A 16,441-nucleotide genomic window follows, 5' to 3' on the forward strand; every position below is an offset into this window, starting at 1 on the left:
GGAGCCGCGGATCGAAGATGGCTTGCCATCACGACAATTCATGCGCCCCGAGCTTTCTCCAAGTGTTACTGCTCGACTGGTGTGCCAGGCGGTACGTGAGCGCCTGACGCCATCCATTGGTCATAAGTCTGAAATTTCACACCGAGCATGTCGTAAGAGACTCGCAGGTAGCCGTCGCTGCCGCGGAGTACCGCGTTTGGCATAATCGTCTGCACTTCCTGCGCCATCACGCCGACATAAGGCTTGCTGCTGCCGTTGTAGGCGAAGCGATAGAAGCCGAGGCCATTTTGGAGGTGGCCTATAAGGAAGATGTCGTGCTTGAGCATCATGTCGGATCGCCGGACGACACGCCGGGTCGTCCGCCGTGCAACACCTCGCACGCCGACTACTGGCGCGACAACGGCCGCGCCAACAGGTCGGACGACGCAGCCGGCGCGGTACACACCGGCGGCACAATAGACAACAGCATTTGCCTCAGGCGTCTCAATAGCCATGGTTGTTGAGAAGGCGGTAATGCCGAGCACAGCGAGGAGGATCGGGCGCATCATTGTCTCCTTCGTTCTATTGTTGACTGTGAAGCTTCGCGCACAATAGGATCAGACTTTCGTCCGCCGAGCAATTGCTCTTCGAAGACGTGACTGCCGCACTGCACACCTCGGCCCTCAACGTGCCGACGAGGCCCTGGCCGGCAACGGCCAGGACCATCGCCGTTTTATTTTTCCGAATGAGGACACACGAGACGAAATCGCAGATAAATCGTTTCCGGCGAACTAGCGAAGGTAAGCATGTTTGTTGCGGTGGTCGCGTTCGTGTTTATCTTCTGCGGAGCCTCGCTGGGAATCTTTCTACGCAAAGCCTTTCCCGAGCACCATCTGAATTCCGACACAAGGGATGTGGTTAGGGTAGGACAGGTTTGATTGCGACGCTGTCGGCGCTCGTTCTTGGTCTTCTCATCGCCTCCGCGCAGAGCGCGCTGCAAACGCAGAGCAATTAAATCAGGCAAATGACCGCCAACGTCATTTTGCTCGACAACATGCTCGCGCGTTCAGGTGCCGATGCGCAGCCAGTGCGCGCTTTGTTACGAAGTGGCGTGCAGGGTCTCGTGGATCGAATTTGGCGCGAACAAGATGACGCTTCGACAAAAGCCGCGCCGTTCGAAGCCACAGTCCAGGCCGACCTCTTCTTCGACCGCCTGCTCAAGCTCACCCCGCACAATGACACTGAGCGCATCACGCAGACCAAGGCCATTCAGCTGGAAATCGATTTGGCGCAAACACGGGTCCTTTTTGCGCAATCATCTTATTCCATCCCAAGACCGTTCGTATGCGCACTTGTTTTTTGGTTGACGGCCATCTTCGTCAGCTTCGGGTTGTTTGCGCGCCCGAACTTGATCATCGCGGCGACGCTGTTCCTCTGTGCGCTGTCAGCATCAACCGCAATCTTTCTCATAGTCGAGTTGAGCCGTCCCTTTACTGGTCTCATGGCAATCTCGAGCGAACCGTTGCTGAACACGTTGGCGCCATTGGATCGGTAGGTCAGCGGGCACCACGACTTTAGCAAGGGACAAGACCATCAAGCCACACGCTCCGGCCGCAAGGCCGTGTAGAGACCAACGAGCGTCCCTATCGCCACCAGCGCTGCTGCGAGCAACAGCTGCAATTCCCCATCATCGGTGGGGCCGACGGACGACACCAGCCTGGTCACGATGACGAACAGGATGCCGACGGCGGCCGCAGCGCCCACGCAGAGATAAGCGAGCTCTCGCGTCAAATTGCGGCCGAGCAGTCCGAGCGCGGTGAAATACATCGCGCTGGCGTTGGGATGAACGAACAGGGCAATGCGCGCGTAAGCACCATAGGCGTCGAACAGGGATTCGCACCGGCGCAAGGCCGCTTTCGAGGCGACCCGCTGCAGGAACGGCCGGAAGAAACGCGCCTGCCCGTAGCTGAGAACGGCGCCCACGATGATGGCGAGCCACGCCGCGACGAAGACGGAGCCATCGACGGCCTTCGGACTGAGCGCCACCGACATCAGGATCAGGGCCGTGCCGGGAAAATAGCCGAAATAGGGGAACACGGCTTCAAGCAGCACGCAGACGAACATGAAGGCCGGAAACCATGCCGACCCGGTCGCGCCATGGACGATGGCGTTCAGATCGAACAGGCTCGTCCTGTAAAGGACGAGGTACATGCACATGGCCAATAGAGCCAGCGCGTAGAACGGCAACGCTCCAGTGAGAAACCGTCTCATCCAACCATCAGGCTTTGTTTGGCGGAGACGACGGCCTCGCGCTTGTCCGGATCATGCATTAGGCGAATGACACTGCTCCTGTCGATAGCGCCCTTTGCGACGCAATCCTTGGCCGCGCCCGGCCCCTACCCGATCGACAGGATCTCGATCTCCTGCGCGCCCGCGCCGACGACGTCACCCACCGCCTTCCCCATCAGCGACCGCGCCACCGGTGCGACGAACGAGATCGTCCCCGCCTTGGGGTCGGCTTCGTCCTCGCCGACGATGCGATAGGTCTGCACGCGGCCGTCGGCGCGGCTGAAGGTCACGGTGCTGCCGAAGGCGACGCTGTCGTTCGAGGTCGGGTTGGGAACGAGCTGCGCGGTGCGCAAACGCTCCGTCAGGTAGCGGGCGTCGCGCAACGGCACCGCCGATTGCCGGCGCTTCTCGTTGACGTCCTCGATTGTCTGCGCGGCTTCATAGGCCTCGCGGGCCTGCTGAAGCTGTGCCTGCAAGGCTTGCAGGCCGGCTTCCGTCACGAGGTTCGGATGCGGCGAGATCGGGCGATCCGGCAACAGCGTCTCGGACGCGGTCTCGGCGCTTTCTTCCTTGGTAAAGGCGACGCTCAATTCAAAGATCCTGTCGAACGGTCCGGAAGGCAACGCAAAGCGCTGCCGATTTGGTCCGGATTATATCTCAAGTTCGACGAAACGACGGAGCTTGAAGACAATATCCGGCATGGCCTGGCGGAACCGCGTCGCGTTCTGGAAATTGGTCGAGAACGGCGCGAAGGTGATCATGGCATTCCAATGCCGGTAACCGTAGACCGTGACCGAGGCCCCGGTCGCCGGAAAATCCTCCAGCTTGCGCAGCTCGCCAAGCACGAGATCGGCGATCGCTTCCGCCGGCAGCAGCTGTTTGCCATCCCGCGTCGTGACGATTTTTGCGGGCTGCTCGACCGGCTCCACGGCGGCCGGCGCAGCGTCGGAGGTTTCCTCCAGCTTGATCGATTTCGACTGGGCGGCAGGCGCCGCCTCCGCTTCCGCTCCGTTCGACGGCACTGTCGGCGGACCCTCGGTGAGCGGCGGCGGTGCAACATTGTCTGCGCGCTTGTTGCCTCCAAGGATGCCGCTGATCATGGCCACGAGGCCAGCATCCTTCACGTCGTCACTCATCATTCCCCCCGGGTTCGGCCTACTCTAGCATTGCGTTCGCAGACCGCCACCGGGGATGTGACATCGGCAACCGACCGGCCAGGGCCCAGTTCGGCATGCACCGGCGGCGCAACGGCTGATCGCGTCGCGCCGCCGTGCGATCGGCTACTGCTTATCGAACGGAATATATTGCTGGTACTGCTTGGGCACCGAACTGCGATAGCGCGCGGGGACGGTGCCGCTGTCGACCGAGTGGTCGATCTCCTGCTGCCGCGTCATCTTCTTCTTCGCCGGCTTCTTCGACGCGCTCTTCTTGGAGTCGGTCGGCTGGCTGGACGTGTCGGTAGTCGCAGCCGGCGGCGGCGGCGTCGCGGCCGGCGCAGTACTTGTCGCCGCAGGCGCGGCGGTTCCGCCGGCAGCCGGCGCGGTCTGGGCCGGCGCGAGCGATGTTTGCATGATGAGCGCCAGCGCCGCTGTCGCGGCCAGCAAATACGATTTTTGCATCAGAACCTCCAAAAATGACCTGACCCGAATGAGGAAAGCGTGAGCCTCAGGGAAAGCAACGCGGGCGAGTTCGATCACGATAGGCCAAAAGGCCCTCCGCGAACTGTGGCCGAGATCACATTGCCCGCCGCGGCTTGGCGCATCATAGACGCATGTCGAACGCAATGCCCACTGCGGACACCAAGACATATACGACAAAGTGTCGGGCCCATCCGGAACCCGCGCATCGCGCTGCGTGTTCCCTCGTCGACTGCTCCTCCAACCGTCCTTCCATGGAGACTGAAATGCGTCGCACCATCCTCACCCTTGCCTCGTTCGCGGCCTTGATGGCCGCGTTGGCCCCGACGGCCCAGGCTCACCCCACAAACGACAGGTACTGCCTGCAGGGCCGCATGTGGGGCTATCCCGGCAACTGCCAGTTCGCGAGCTATCAGCAGTGTCAGGCCACCGCCTCCGGCACGTCGGCCTATTGCGGCATCAACCCGCGCTACGCCTATTCGCAGCAGCGCGCCTACTGACGAGACGACGGCTGAAGACATGCGGCGTGCGTGAAGACGCACGCCGCTCAGGCTTGGCCCGTACACCTTCATTTGCACCACCGACCGCCTCGGCGAGTTGTTCCCCAGCGAAGAAGCCGTCGTCGTGGGTCCTCGCGTGTGGTGCCAACTTGCCACAACTGATCGCGAACAGGCTGCACGTTCGAGGCTTCCGATTGCCCCGTTTCGGCAAGTCATGACAATTGGCGCCAGGATGCCCATTCCGATTCGCAGGGCATCGTCACAGGCAGGCCGGGGACGTCGTGCACAAGGCAGCATTCATCGCATCCGGCCTCTTCATGCTCGCCGCTCCGGCAATCGCCGCCGATCTGCCGATCAAGGCCGTGAGGCCTGCCGAGCCGTTCAGTCTCTGGCAGATCGAGATCGGCGCACGGTACTGGTACAGCATCGGCCGCACTGCTTACGACTTGCACACCAGCGGCGCGCGATCTTCCCCGGTCATCTCGCGGCTCGACTATCACAACATGAGCACGCATTCGGGAGAGGTTTTCTTCCGGATCGACAGCCCCATGAAGTTTTTCGTCAAGGGCTATGGAGGCTTTGGAGGCATCACCGGCGGCACCATGAACGACGAGGATTTTCCGCCGTTCTTCAACGGGCCGTACACGAAGACGGAGAGCCAGACGCGCGGCTTCCTGGGTTACGCCAATCTCGATGTCGGCTATTCATTTTACGAGTCCCATCCCGTCAATGCGGAGCCGCGCCTTCGTCTGGGTGCCTTCGTCGGCTACCATTATCGCGGCGAACTGGCCGACGCATGGGGCTGCCGGCAGACCGTGACCGGCGGCCAGATCTGCGAAGGTGCCGGCGCCCTCGCCGGCAACGTCAAGGTCATCACTGAGCGCGACATCCTGCACACGGTCCGCGCGGGCGCCGTGGCCGATCTCTGGTTTACGCCGGCACTCAAGCTGACCGTCGATGCCGCCTACACCTATTCCGACGTGAGAGCTTTCGACACGCACTACTTCACCTTCGGCACCGAGCCGTCTCGCGGGTACGGCCATGGCTTTCAGCTCGAGACGGTGATGTCCTACGCCGTTACGCCCAACGCAAATGTCGGAATCGGCGCCCGGTATTGGCACACCGGAATCAACGACTTCACGGAGCCTGCGAGCGGCGCAGCGGGGCAGGCGCAGACCTATCAGGTCGACCGATACGGCACCTTCATCCAGAGCAGCTTCAGGTTCTGACCGGAAAGCGCGGGCTCTCTCCAACCCCCGCAAGGACGTGCTGTTCGCCGCGCCCTCACGCGCTCGCAGCAAGGCCGGCTTCTTGCAGCCGCTTGGCGAACCACGCCGCCAATGCGCGGTCAGGGCCCCCGCCGAAATAGACGTCTGCCAATACGACGCCGGCTTTATCCAGCACCAGCAGCACGCCGATCGTGTAGGCGAACCAGACGTGCGGATCGGTGAGCGCCCGCAGCTTGTGCTCGTCGTGCTCGAGCGGTGTATGATTGCTGGCCTTGCGGATCTCCACGGTGAGCAGGTTGTTCGGGATCTCGCGCTGATGCACGGCGACGTCAGGGTAGATCGACTTGCCGAGATGGTCATCTGTCGAGATGATGGTGCCGTGCGGCAGGTGCAGCGTGCGTTCGCCGAGCCGGTCGTAGTTGCAGTCGACCGACCAGCCGGCGAACTGCTTCTCCAGATGCACCGCGAAGCGGTGCGCGACCGCGCGCTCGCCGACGTCCTTCTCGAACAGGAAGCCTTCGCGGGCGTAGAAATCCCCGAGCGCCGCGATCACCTTGTTCAGCTCGGTCTGCATAATGCCTCCGGGCTCATCACGCGCACGCCAAAGTCAGTAGCCCGGATGGAGCGTAGCGCAATCCGGGTTCTCGCAAAACGGCGTCCCGGGTTACGCTGCCCTCTATCCGGGCTACTTAAGGCCGGAATTCGCGGCGCGATCAGCCAGACCTTACATCTGCACTTCGATCAGCCGCGGACCAGGCTCGGCGACGGCCTCGGCCAAGGCCTTGTTGAACTCGTCGGCATTGGTGACGGCGCGGCCGGGCACGCCCATGCCCTTGGCCAGGGCCACGAAATCGAGCGTCGGCCGGTCGAGCCGGAGCATGTCGTTGGCGCGCTGGCCGGGTTCGCCGGCTCCGACATTGTCGAACTCGCCGCGCAGGATCTGGTAGATGCGGTTGGCAAACACGATGGTGACGATGTTGAGGTTCTCTCTCGCCTGGGTCCACAACGACTGGATCGTGTACATCGCGCTGCCGTCGCCGACCATGCAGATCACCTTGCGGTCCGGACAGGCGATCGCGGCACCGATCGACAGCGGCGTCGAGAAGCCGATCGAGCCGCCCATGTTCTGCAGCCAGTCGTGCGGGGCGGCAGCGGCGGTCGGCGGGAAGAAGGCGCGGCCGGTGGTCAGGGATTCGTCGACCAGGATCGCATTCTCCGGGATCGCGTAGGCGATCGACTGCGCGATCGAGGCGTGGGTCAGCGCGCCGGTCGGCTTGACCAGTTCAGCCAACGCCTGCGGCTTGACGTCCTTGGCGCTGGCCTTGACCGCGCCGGCGAGCGCTTCGAGCGCGGCGACCGAGTTCTCGCCCCAGGCCGTCATGCGATGAACATCGCAGCCTTCGGGCCTGAGCACGCTCGGCTTGTTCGGATAGGCGAAGAACGCCACGGGATCGTCGGACTCGACCAGCACGATGTGACGGAACTTGGCCAGCATCGGCAGCGCCTGATCGATGACATAGTGGATGCGGTCGATCGAGAAACGGCCGCGGCCGCGCGCCATCTTCGGGCGGAAGGTCGGGCCCATCACGGTGCAGCCGGTCTTGGCGGCGATGCGCTCGGCCAGCGCCAGGCCCTGCTCGGAGAGCGCGCTGCCGGTCATCAGCAGCAGCGTGCCCTCGCCGTCGCCATGCAGGATCTTTGCGGCCTGCTCGACCGCCTGCGGCGAATAGCTCGCGCGCTGCTGCTCGGCGGGCACCTCGGCGACGCCGTCGGCCTCGTTCCAGGCGGTGTCGGCGGGCAGGATCAGGGTCGCGATCTGCGGCGGCGCGCTCTTGGCGGCGGCAATCGCGGCGGCGCCGTCGGCGGCAACCGATTTGGCATCCGGCGAGGTGCGGACCCATGACGACATCGGCCGGGCCAGGCCCTCGATGTCGGAGGTCAACGGCGCGTTGAAGCCGATATGGTAGACGGCGTGCTGGCCGACGATGTTGACGATGCCGGAATTCGCCTTCTTGGCGTTATGCAGATTGGCAAGGCCGTTGGCGAGGCCGGGGCCGAGATGCAGCAGCGTCGAGGCGGGAGTGCCCTTCATGCGGAAATAGCCGTCGGCGGCGCCGGTCACCACGCCCTCGAACAGGCCGAGCACGCAGCGCATGCCGGGTACGCGGTCGAGCGCTGCGACAAAATGCATCTCGGAGGTGCCTGGATTGGTGAAGCAGACATCCACCCCACCCTTGACCATCGTCCGCACCAGGCTTTCCGCACCGTTCATCCGCAAGCTCCCGCAACCGCCATATCCAGAGTTCCGTTTGATCAATCATTGTTCGCCCGCCCCGTCAAAGCAATAGGCGGCATCGCGGCCCTGCCCCGCGCGGGTTTGGCTAACGCTTTTCGGCAGATGCATGGTTGCCGATTTGATAACGCCTGAGCTCGATGATGTCCCTCACGGGGCCGTGGCTTGCGAAAAGCCCGCAAATATGGCCTGTGGCCCTTGTTGAATCGATTTTTTGCTGGGGGATACAATGATCCGGTTTTTTGCCGCTCCGATTGCCGCCATCGCACTGCTGTCGGCCATGGCGGGCGGCGCACGCGCCGAAGAGTTCGACTCGCGCGACGTCATGGGCGGCGGCCCGAACTTCTTCCGCGGCGGCTCCAGCCCGATCCCTCGCACCACCGTCATGTACAACGGCAATTACGCCCCCGGCACGATCGTGGTGAACACCACGGAGCGCCGGCTGTATCTGGTGCTCCAGAATGGCCAGGCCTTGCGCTACGGCATCGGCGTCGGCCGCGACGGCTTCCGCTGGGGCGGGGTCCACAAGATCACCGCCAAGAAGGAATGGCCGGCCTGGACGCCGCCGTCGCAGATGCTGGCCCGCCGGCCTGATTTGCCGCGGCACATGAAGGGCGGCATCGACAATCCGCTCGGCGCGCGCGCGATGTATCTGGGCTCGACGCTGTACCGCATCCACGGCTCCAACGAGCCGGAGACGATCGGCCAGGCGGTCTCCTCCGGCTGCTTCCGCATGACCAATGACGACGTCAGCGATCTCTACGGCCGTGTCGGGGTCGGCACCACGGTGGTGGTGCTGAACAAGTAAGCGCACCGGCGGTGCGCTCCCTCTCCCGCTCGCGGGAGAGGTTTGAGCAAGCCCGCGGCTCCAGCTGGATCACGACAAATCACGCTGCATGCGGGAACCCGCAGGCCGCGTAAATCTGCGGTCTTGTGCGCGCGACGTGAATACGGCAGCGTCGCACGACGATGAGCGCATTGAATCCGTCCTCGGCTGCCCTTCGCATCGCGCTGCTGGCGTTCGCCGCGCTCACTTGCGCGCCCGACCCCGCGACCACCGCCGCCGCGGGCGAATTGCCCGGGATCGCCTCGCGTCAGCGCGTCGAGAAGAAGAGTTTTACCGACGGCGAGATCGTCGAGGGCTTCCTGAAGACGGCGTTCGGCGCCGAATATCATCTCGCCGGCCGCGTCGACCGCATCCGCAAATTCGGCGGACCGGTGCGCGTGTTCGCCGAGAGCGACCGCACCGACCGCAAGACGCAGCTCGCTAAAGTCGTGGCCGACATCGGCAAGCGCGTGCAACATCTCGACATCGCCACGATCGACAGCAACGAAGCAGCCAACGTGCGGGTGAAGCTGGTGCGCGACCGGGACCTGTTCCGCACCCTCACCAGCTTCTACGGCGCCGAGAAGGCGCGCGAGATCCGCACCTCGCTCGACCCGCAATGCCTGTCCGGCTTCCGCAAGAACGACAATTTCGAGATCGAGCATTCCGACGTCATCCTCACCGTCGACAACGGCGATTTCACCTTCCTCGACTGCGCCTACGAGGAGCTGCTGCAATCGCTCGGGCCGATCAACGACACCGCGAGCGTGCCCTGGACCATGTTCAACGACAACGTCTCGATGGGCTATTTCGACGTCTACGACCAGTACATCCTCAATCTCCTGTACGATCCCCGCATCAAGGCGGGCATGACCGTCGCCGAGGTGAAGGCGGTGCTGCCCGCGGTGCTCGCGGATGTGCGCAGCTGGGTGAAGCAGGTGAATGATCTGAAGGAGTGACGCGTTCGTAGGGCGGGTTAGCGTCAGCGTAACCCACCTTTTTTGTCTCCGCGTTAAGAGAAGTGGTGGGTTACGCCGCGCGGACTGCGCTTCGCACATCCGCGCGGCTAACCCACCCTACGATTCCTGCACGAGATCGGCGACGGTGGTCGCGGCCTTCAGACCGGTGCCGGTGAGGACTGCCACCGTGGTTTCGCTCGGCTTGATCGCACCAGCCGCTGCGAGCTTGTCGAGCGCGGCCGCCGCGCTGGCGCTGGTGGGCTCGGCGAACAGGCCTTGGCGCGCGAGACGGCGCAAGGCGGCGACGATCTCACCTTCCGTGAGCGCGACGGTGCCGCCGCCGTTTTCGCGAAGAGCGGCGATGATCTCGCGCAGGCGCAGCGGGTGCTTGATGGCGGTGCCCTCGGCGATGGTCTTGCTCACCTCGCGCCTGACCGGCGTATCGACGCCGGCCTGAAAACTCGCATCGATCGGCGAGCAGTTGAGCGGCTGCGCCGCGAACAGCCGCGGCAGCTTCGATATCTGCCCGGCCTTCAGCAGCTCGCGGAAGCCGAAGGCGCAGCCGAGCAGGGAACTGCCGGCGCCGACTGGAACGATGACGTTGTCGGGCGCGCGGAAGCCGAGGTCTTCCCAGATCTCGTAGGCCAGCGACTTGGTGCCTTCCAGGAAGAACGGCTGCCAATTGTGGCTGGCATAAAAGGTCTGGCTCGACTGGCGGATGGCTTCCGCCTCGGACTCCTCGCGCGGGCCTTCGACGAGCTGCACCGCCGCGCCATAGGCACGCACCTGCGCGATCTTGGCGGGCGACGTCGAGGCCGGCGCGAGAATCTTCACGCGCATGCCGCCGGTGGCCCCGAGCCCCGCCATCGACGAGCCGCCATTGCCGGAGGAGTCTTCGAGAATGGCATCGACCCCGATCTGGCGCAGGAAGGACAGCATCACGGCGGAGCCGCGGTCCTTGAAGCTGCCGGTCGGGTTGAACCATTCGAGCTTGAACAACGGGCGCAGGTCACCCCAGTCTTGCTGAACCAGTGGCGTGCAGCCTTCGCCGAGCGTGATTGGATTTGAAATCTCCACCGGCAGCGCCGCGCGATAGCGCCAGAGCGAGCGCGTCCGGCCGTCAATGTCCTCGCGCGAGATCCCCGCTCCCGGCGTCACCAGCAACGGCGTGTGCTCGTCCGAGCACCAGCGCGGCTGCTCGAGCGAATAGAGCTGTCCGTTGCGGGGATCGATGTAGCTGGCGGGCATGGGGGCCTCCGAGGCGGGCTGATGCGGTCGATATGTCCGAATATGAAGGTTTTATCCAGTCGCCTGTTGGAACGCCGGAGGCAGCGCCGGCCCCTTCAAAAATTCAAGCGATTACATAGATATACGGCGTAGCGCCGCGTTCTTCGTTGGTCGGGGCGAGCGCGGGAGCGCGCCTCCGGCCGCCCCTACGATTAACTTGTCTGTCGCCTCTCGCCGCTACAATATGTTGGATTGATCTTGCGCCGCCGGTGGCGGCGCGACCGAGCCAGGCCCGTCCGAGCGGCGGGCCGTTGGCTTTTTGGGAGTTTGGTCATGAGCCGCGCGAACCGTACCGACCATATCCGCCTCACCTCGCATCCGGAGCCGGGCCGGGCAGCCGCCTTCCCGATCCACTGGGGCGCCGCGGATGCGCGCGCCCGCGGGCCGATCATCGGCACGGTGTCGCGCGCCGGGGATCGCAACGTGATCGGCAGCCATGGCGGGTCCTATGCGATGTACCGCGCGCTCGCCGTCTCCGCCGGCGCACTCGATCCCATCAGGCGCCCTGACCTCACCAACACGTTTCCGGCCGCGACCATCGGCCCGTTCGAGCAATGGCGCGATCCCGCAAAGATCGTCGCGCTCGATCCCTGGGGGCATCTGGTCGCGGAGAATTTCGGCAAGGAGATCGCCGAGGGCTCCGACATCCGGCCGAGCATCGCGGTGACGCGGGCGCGGCTCGACCTGCCCGAGATCCGCGAGGCGCTGGCCGCAAAGCGCTTACGCGCCGACGGCGAGGTCGTGCACGCCAATGGCAGCGTGTCCGTGGTGAAGATCGCGATCGATCCGGTCTGGTACCTGCCCGGCCTCGCGGAGCGCTTCGGCAACGGCGAGACCGAGCTGCGCCGCACACTGTTCGAGCAGACCGCCGGGATGTTTCCCGAGCTCGTGACACGGCCGGACATGAAGGTGTTCCTGCCGCCGATCGGCGGCACCACGGTCTACATGTTCGGCGATGTGACGAAATTGCCGGACCATCGCACCAAGATCACCTGCCGCGTGCACGACGAGTGCAACGGCTCCGACGTGTTCGGCTCCGACATCTGCACCTGCCGGCCCTATCTCATCCACGGCATCGAGGAATCCGCGCGCGGCGCGCAGGAGGGCGGGCTCGGGCTCGTGATCTACAACCGCAAGGAAGGCCGCGCGCTCGGCGAAGTCACGAAATTCCTGGTCTACAACGCGCGCAAGCGCCAGGAGGACGGCGATGCGGCCGCCGCCTATTTCGAGCGCACCGAATGCGTCGCGGGCGTCCAGGATGCGCGCTTCCAGCAATTGATGCCGGACACGATCCACTGGCTCGGCCTGAAACGCATCGACCGCTTCCTGTCGATGAGCGACATGAAGCACGATGCGCTGACCTCGCAGGGCATCGACATCGTCGAGCGCGTACCGATCCCGCTGGAACTGATTCCCGCCGACGCCCATGTCGAGATCGCCGCGAAGAAGGCCGCCGGCTATTACTCGACCGACATCGCGCCCGAGAAGGACGTGGACGGCGTGGTCGGGCGTTCGCTGGAAAAATACTGATCGCGCGATGGCGAACGCTTTGGAATTGCAAGCACGCTCGCTGCTCACCGCAGATGCGGTGCGCGCGCGGGCCGGCCAGATGCTGGAGATCGGCCTTGCCGGCGGCTTGAGCCACTTCACGATCGATCTCGACCGGATGGACGGCGTCGCGGAAGCCGTGCTCGCGGTGACGCGCAAAGCCTATCCGACGCTGGAGATTCCTTTCCACGCGCGCTGGCGGCACTTCGTGCTCGGCGGCATCGATCGCTGGGCGCAACTAGCCGACGCGACCTCGTGGCCGGATCGCGCCGCACGGGCGCGCGCGGAGTTCGACCTCGCCATCGTCAGCGTGCTGCTCGATGCCGGCGCGGGCGCGGCTTGGCGATATCGCGATGCCATGAGCGGCGAAAGCATCGGCCGGTCCGAGGGGCTCGCGATCGCGAGCCTCGGCATGTTTGCGAGTGGTCTCTTCTCGGATGACGCGCGCGCGCCGTTCAGGGCGGATGCGGACGTGCTGGCAAAACTGCCGCTCGCCGCACTCACCTCAGCCTTTCAGGCGAGCGATGCCAATCCGCTGCTCGGGCTGGAGGGACGCACCGATCTGCTGCGGCGCCTGGGCCGGCTGGTGGCCGAACGCGCGGAAGTGTTCGGCTTGCGCGATACGCCGCGACCGGGCGGCCTGTTCGACCACATCGCCGCGCAGGCGAAGGGCGGCGTCATTGCCGCGCCCGCGATCCTGTCGGCGGTGCTGAACCAGCTCGGACCGATCTGGCCGTCGCGGCTGGAGCTATCAGGCATTCCGCTCGGCGATTGCTGGCGGCACCCGGCGATCAAGGCGGACGACGGAACGGCCGGCCTCGTCCCCCTGCACAAGCTGTCGCAATGGCTGAGCTATTCGCTGATCGAGCCGCTGCAGCGCGCCGGCCTCGACGTCACCGACATCGACGGCCTGACCGGGCTTGCCGAATATCGCAACGGCGGGCTGTTCGTCGATCACGAGGTGCTGCGCCTGCGCGATCCCAATGACGCCGGGCGCGCGCATGCGGTGGATTCGCTGCTCGTCGTGGAATGGCGTGCGCTGACAGTGGCGCTGCTGGACCGGCTCACCGAACTGGTTCGCGCAAAACTCGGCCGTTCGCCGGAATCGCTGCCGCTCGCCAGCATATTGGAAGGCGGCACCTGGGCCGCCGGCCGCGCGATCGCGTTTGCGCGCCGGCCCGACGGTTCACCGCCAATCAAGGTGATCAGCGACGGCACGGTTTTCTAGAGAATGGATAGAGATTTGCGACCACGCGCGTCATTTCGAGCGCAATGACGGCCTGGTGAATTTCAGGAGCATCCCATGGAAGGCGTCACGATCGTCGATCATCCGCTGGTGCAGCACAAGCTGACGCTGGTGCGGGACAAATCGATCTCGACAAAGTCGTTCAGAGAGCTGATCAAGGAGATCGGCATGCTGCTGTGCTACGAGGTGACGCGCGACCTGCCGCTCGCCGATACCGTGATCGAGACGCCGCTGGCAACGATGCACTCGGCCAAGATCGCCGGCAAGAAGCTGGTGTTCGTGCCGATGCTGCGCGCCGGCACCACCTTCGTCGACGGCATGATGGATCTGGTGCCGACCGCGCGCGTCGCCCATATCGGGCTCTACCGCGAGCCGCACAGCTTTGCCGCAGTCGAATATTTCTTCAAATCGCCGTCCGACCTCAGTGAGCGCCTCGCCATCGTGGTGACGCCTGTCGTCGCCACCGCCAACACGACTGTGGCCGCCATCGACCGGCTCAAGGAGCGCGGCGCCAGGGACATTCGCCTCGCCTGCCTGATCGCAGCGCCGGAAGGGCTCGAACGGCTGCGCGGCCTGCATCCGGACGTGCCGATCTGGACCGCGGCGGTGGACGAGGGCCTGGACCACAACGGCTTCATCCTGCCGGGCCTCGGGGACGCCGGCGACCGCGCGTACGGAACGAGGTAAGTCGGTTCGGTCCTGCCCCCTTAGGAACAGCTTGCATCGTGCGAGGTTCTCCTGCTTTGCGATGGAGAACACGATGACCTATCAGAATGACGACTGCAGGACGGACCGAGCCCGCCGCAACAGCCCGGTCGGCTGGGCGATTGGCGCGATCTTCGTGATCGCCGTAGTCGCTGCTGTCTTCTTCTACAATGGGCGCGAGGTCGGGCCCCAGGCGACCTCGACCAGTCCGAACAGCGCACCGAGCGTCACGACCGGCTCGAACCCGCCGGCTGCGCCGGCGAAGTAACCGTCAGGTCGGTGGTCTCGCCGGCAGGTCCTTTGCATCGGCCGGCGGCGGATTCTGTTTCAGGTCGGAAATCAGACGTTCCATCTCGCCGATCTCCCGCACCTGCGCCTCGATGATGCCGTCAGCCAGCTTGCGGACGCGGGGATCGCGGATGTGCGCGCGCTCGCTCGTCAGCACCGCGATCGAATGATGTGGGATCATCGCCTCCATATAGGCGACGTCTGACACGGTCTGCTGGCTGCGAACGAGCCAGAGCGAAACCGCAAATACCACGGCGCTGGCCGCCAGAATGGCGATATTCGCTGCACGGTTCCGGTACATGCCCCACATGAAGCTCAGCATCACGGCGGCCATGACCGCGCCCATCAGCAGCGCCATCCAGGTTCGCGTCTGGCTGTACCAGACGTGATCCAGGGCGAACGTGTTGAGATACATCAGCCCGAACATGATCAGCGTGGACGCTGCTATCATCGCGGCGAAACGAGCATAAGACATGCGACACCTATCGTTGTGAGAGAGGATATGCCTGTCCGGAACAATTGTTCCTTTCTCCGGCGGTCGGATCACACCTTCCCGCTGCCGCAAATCAGCTTCAGCGACTGCCACTCTCTGTCCGTCAGCAGCGGCGGGCCGCTGGCGGGGCGGTCTTCTTTCGTCATGCGGGCGAGGCGGTCCTCGGTCAGCGGATGGCTCGCCAGGATCGAGGTGAGGCCGCCGCCTTCCTTGCCGGTGATGCGGAACATCAGTTCGGCCGCGGGCTTCGGCGAGCGGCCGAGCTTGTGCATGACCTCGATCGCGAACGTATCGGCAGCGGTTTCGGCCTCACGCGAATAGGAGGCTTCGACGACGCTGCGCGAGGCGAAGATCACAGCGGATGAGCCGGTCACGTCGCCGAACAACAGGCCGATCAGGAACGAGGTGCCACCGTTGTAGATCAGGCCGCGCATGTTGTCGTAATGCTTGAGATGGCCGAGTTCGTGGGCGAGGATGCCGGCGAGCTCGTCGGGGTTCTCCGCCTTGTCGAGCAGGCCCCTCAGCACGTAGACCTTGCCGCCGGGCAGCGCGAACGCGTTCGGCACCGGGGTCGGCAGCACACCCGCCGTCATGGAATCGTCGTCGAGGCCGGCGGCATCGCGCAGGCGGTTGACCAGTTTCGTGAAGGCGGCCTTGCCCGCTGGGTCTTCGCACACGCTGCGGCCGAAGATGGTCTTCATCTGGACTTCGGAGGCATCGCCGATGCGCCGCTCCATCGGTTTCGGCACCAGCGGCGCGAGACGGTCGGCGGCGAGCGGCACACCGAACAGCACGACGCAGACGATGGAGACGGCAGCGGCCATCGACCAGCCGACGATCCTTGCGACGCCGCGGCGCGAGGTCCCTTGCTCGTCGAGGTGAGTGCAGCGGACGGTCACGTCGGCGGCGAGCGCTGCGTCGCGGATCTCGAGCCGCGCCAGCGGCGGAGCCGCGGTGCACGCCAGTCGCAAAATCCCGGCCGGACTGTCGGCGCGGCGGATGTCGGCATAGGCCCAGCGAACCGGTGCCCCGCCCTCCTCGAGGATCTCGAGCGCATCGGCGAACGTCAGTATCACCTGCCGTCTTCGGCTCGACATGCCGTCGAAGAAGATGGTCGGCTTGGCGGACTGCGCCGGCGCCTCGGCAAACACGTCACTCACAA

General features: G+C 64.7%; 19 protein-coding genes. 9 read left to right on the top strand and 10 right to left on the bottom strand.

Features of this window, described 5'->3' with window-relative positions; all coding sequences use genetic code 11:
• Positions 1-65 precede the first annotated feature (65 nt).
• A complete protein-coding gene (locus IVB24_RS40275) occupies positions 66-548 on the bottom strand; it encodes a tail fiber domain-containing protein (protein WP_346771349.1) in 483 nt (160 codons plus the stop codon).
• 455 nt (positions 549-1,003) lie between these two features.
• Here IVB24_RS40275 and IVB24_RS35230 point away from each other — a divergent pair, with 455 nt between their 5' ends.
• On the top strand, positions 1,004-1,534 hold the full coding sequence (locus IVB24_RS35230) for a hypothetical protein (protein ID WP_247771153.1): 531 nt from the start codon (positions 1,004-1,006) through the stop codon (positions 1,532-1,534).
• A gap of 38 nt (positions 1,535-1,572) precedes the next feature.
• Here IVB24_RS35230 and IVB24_RS35235 read toward each other — a convergent pair whose 3' ends face one another.
• The 4 genes from IVB24_RS35235 to IVB24_RS35250 all read right to left on the bottom strand — a co-directional run bounded on the left by IVB24_RS35235 (position 1,573) and on the right by IVB24_RS35250 (position 3,887).
• Positions 1,573-2,250, bottom strand: a complete 678-nt coding sequence (locus IVB24_RS35235) for a hypothetical protein (RefSeq protein ID WP_247771155.1) — start codon at positions 2,248-2,250, stop codon at positions 1,573-1,575.
• A 125-nt stretch (positions 2,251-2,375) separates the two neighbouring features.
• Positions 2,376-2,858 carry a transcription elongation factor GreA gene (greA, locus tag IVB24_RS35240; RefSeq protein ID WP_247771158.1) on the bottom strand — a complete coding sequence of 161 codons (483 nt, stop codon included), beginning with the start codon at positions 2,856-2,858 and terminating at the stop codon, positions 2,376-2,378.
• Between the two features lie 60 nt (positions 2,859-2,918).
• Positions 2,919-3,404 (bottom strand): hypothetical protein, encoded by a 486-nt coding sequence (locus tag IVB24_RS35245; RefSeq protein ID WP_140483164.1) that lies wholly within the window; start codon positions 3,402-3,404, stop codon positions 2,919-2,921.
• 144 nt (positions 3,405-3,548) lie between these two features.
• Positions 3,549-3,887, bottom strand: a complete 339-nt coding sequence (locus IVB24_RS35250; protein ID WP_247771161.1) for a hypothetical protein — start codon at positions 3,885-3,887, stop codon at positions 3,549-3,551.
• Between the two features lie 284 nt (positions 3,888-4,171).
• Between IVB24_RS35250 and IVB24_RS35255 the strand changes: the two genes are divergently transcribed.
• Positions 4,172-4,405: a DUF3551 domain-containing protein gene (locus tag IVB24_RS35255; protein ID WP_094972836.1), complete on the top strand. Its 234-nt coding sequence runs from the start codon at positions 4,172-4,174 to the stop codon at positions 4,403-4,405.
• A gap of 281 nt (positions 4,406-4,686) precedes the next feature.
• Complete coding sequence (locus IVB24_RS35260; protein ID WP_247771163.1) at positions 4,687-5,634, top strand: hypothetical protein; 948 nt, start codon at positions 4,687-4,689, stop codon at positions 5,632-5,634.
• A 55-nt stretch (positions 5,635-5,689) separates the two neighbouring features.
• Here IVB24_RS35260 and IVB24_RS35265 read toward each other — a convergent pair whose 3' ends face one another.
• Positions 5,690-6,208 carry a hypothetical protein gene (locus IVB24_RS35265; RefSeq protein ID WP_247771166.1) on the bottom strand — a complete coding sequence of 173 codons (519 nt, stop codon included), beginning with the start codon at positions 6,206-6,208 and terminating at the stop codon, positions 5,690-5,692.
• A 150-nt stretch (positions 6,209-6,358) separates the two neighbouring features.
• A complete protein-coding gene (locus tag IVB24_RS35270) occupies positions 6,359-7,906 on the bottom strand; it encodes an acetolactate synthase large subunit (RefSeq protein ID WP_247771168.1) in 1,548 nt (515 codons plus the stop codon).
• A gap of 250 nt (positions 7,907-8,156) precedes the next feature.
• On the opposite strand from IVB24_RS35270, the gene IVB24_RS35275 reads away from it, so the two are divergent.
• Complete coding sequence (locus tag IVB24_RS35275) at positions 8,157-8,735, top strand: L,D-transpeptidase (RefSeq protein WP_094972840.1); 579 nt, start codon at positions 8,157-8,159, stop codon at positions 8,733-8,735.
• Between the two features lie 161 nt (positions 8,736-8,896).
• A complete protein-coding gene (locus tag IVB24_RS35280) occupies positions 8,897-9,712 on the top strand; it encodes a DUF2927 domain-containing protein (protein WP_247771171.1) in 816 nt (271 codons plus the stop codon).
• Positions 9,713-9,829: 117 nt separating this feature from the next.
• On the opposite strand, the gene IVB24_RS35285 is transcribed toward IVB24_RS35280, so the two are convergent.
• Positions 9,830-10,960, bottom strand: coding sequence for a pyridoxal-phosphate dependent enzyme (locus IVB24_RS35285; protein ID WP_247771174.1), 1,131 nt, complete (start codon positions 10,958-10,960; stop codon positions 9,830-9,832).
• A 312-nt stretch (positions 10,961-11,272) separates the two neighbouring features.
• Between IVB24_RS35285 and IVB24_RS35290 the strand changes: the two genes are divergently transcribed.
• The 4 genes from IVB24_RS35290 to IVB24_RS35305 all read left to right on the top strand — a co-directional run bounded on the left by IVB24_RS35290 (position 11,273) and on the right by IVB24_RS35305 (position 14,766).
• Positions 11,273-12,529 (top strand): GTP cyclohydrolase II, encoded by a 1,257-nt coding sequence (locus IVB24_RS35290; RefSeq protein WP_247771177.1) that lies wholly within the window; start codon positions 11,273-11,275, stop codon positions 12,527-12,529.
• Positions 12,530-12,536: 7 nt separating this feature from the next.
• Complete coding sequence (locus tag IVB24_RS35295; protein WP_247771179.1) at positions 12,537-13,775, top strand: URC4/urg3 family protein; 1,239 nt, start codon at positions 12,537-12,539, stop codon at positions 13,773-13,775.
• Between the two features lie 75 nt (positions 13,776-13,850).
• On the top strand, positions 13,851-14,480 hold the full coding sequence (upp, locus tag IVB24_RS35300) for a uracil phosphoribosyltransferase (protein WP_247771181.1): 630 nt from the start codon (positions 13,851-13,853) through the stop codon (positions 14,478-14,480).
• A gap of 73 nt (positions 14,481-14,553) precedes the next feature.
• A complete protein-coding gene (locus IVB24_RS35305; RefSeq protein WP_247771187.1) occupies positions 14,554-14,766 on the top strand; it encodes a hypothetical protein in 213 nt (70 codons plus the stop codon).
• 3 nt (positions 14,767-14,769) lie between these two features.
• Here the strand turns inward: IVB24_RS35305 and IVB24_RS35310 are convergent, their stop codons facing one another.
• Positions 14,770-15,261, bottom strand: coding sequence for a DUF305 domain-containing protein (locus IVB24_RS35310; protein WP_247771197.1), 492 nt, complete (start codon positions 15,259-15,261; stop codon positions 14,770-14,772).
• 68 nt (positions 15,262-15,329) lie between these two features.
• Positions 15,330-16,439, bottom strand: a complete 1,110-nt coding sequence (locus IVB24_RS35315) for a M48 family metallopeptidase (protein ID WP_247771199.1) — start codon at positions 16,437-16,439, stop codon at positions 15,330-15,332.
• Positions 16,440-16,441: the final 2 nt, after the last annotated feature.

This window comes from Bradyrhizobium sp. 192 (genome assembly GCF_023100965.1).
Lineage (GTDB): Bacteria > Pseudomonadota > Alphaproteobacteria > Rhizobiales > Xanthobacteraceae > Bradyrhizobium > Bradyrhizobium symbiodeficiens.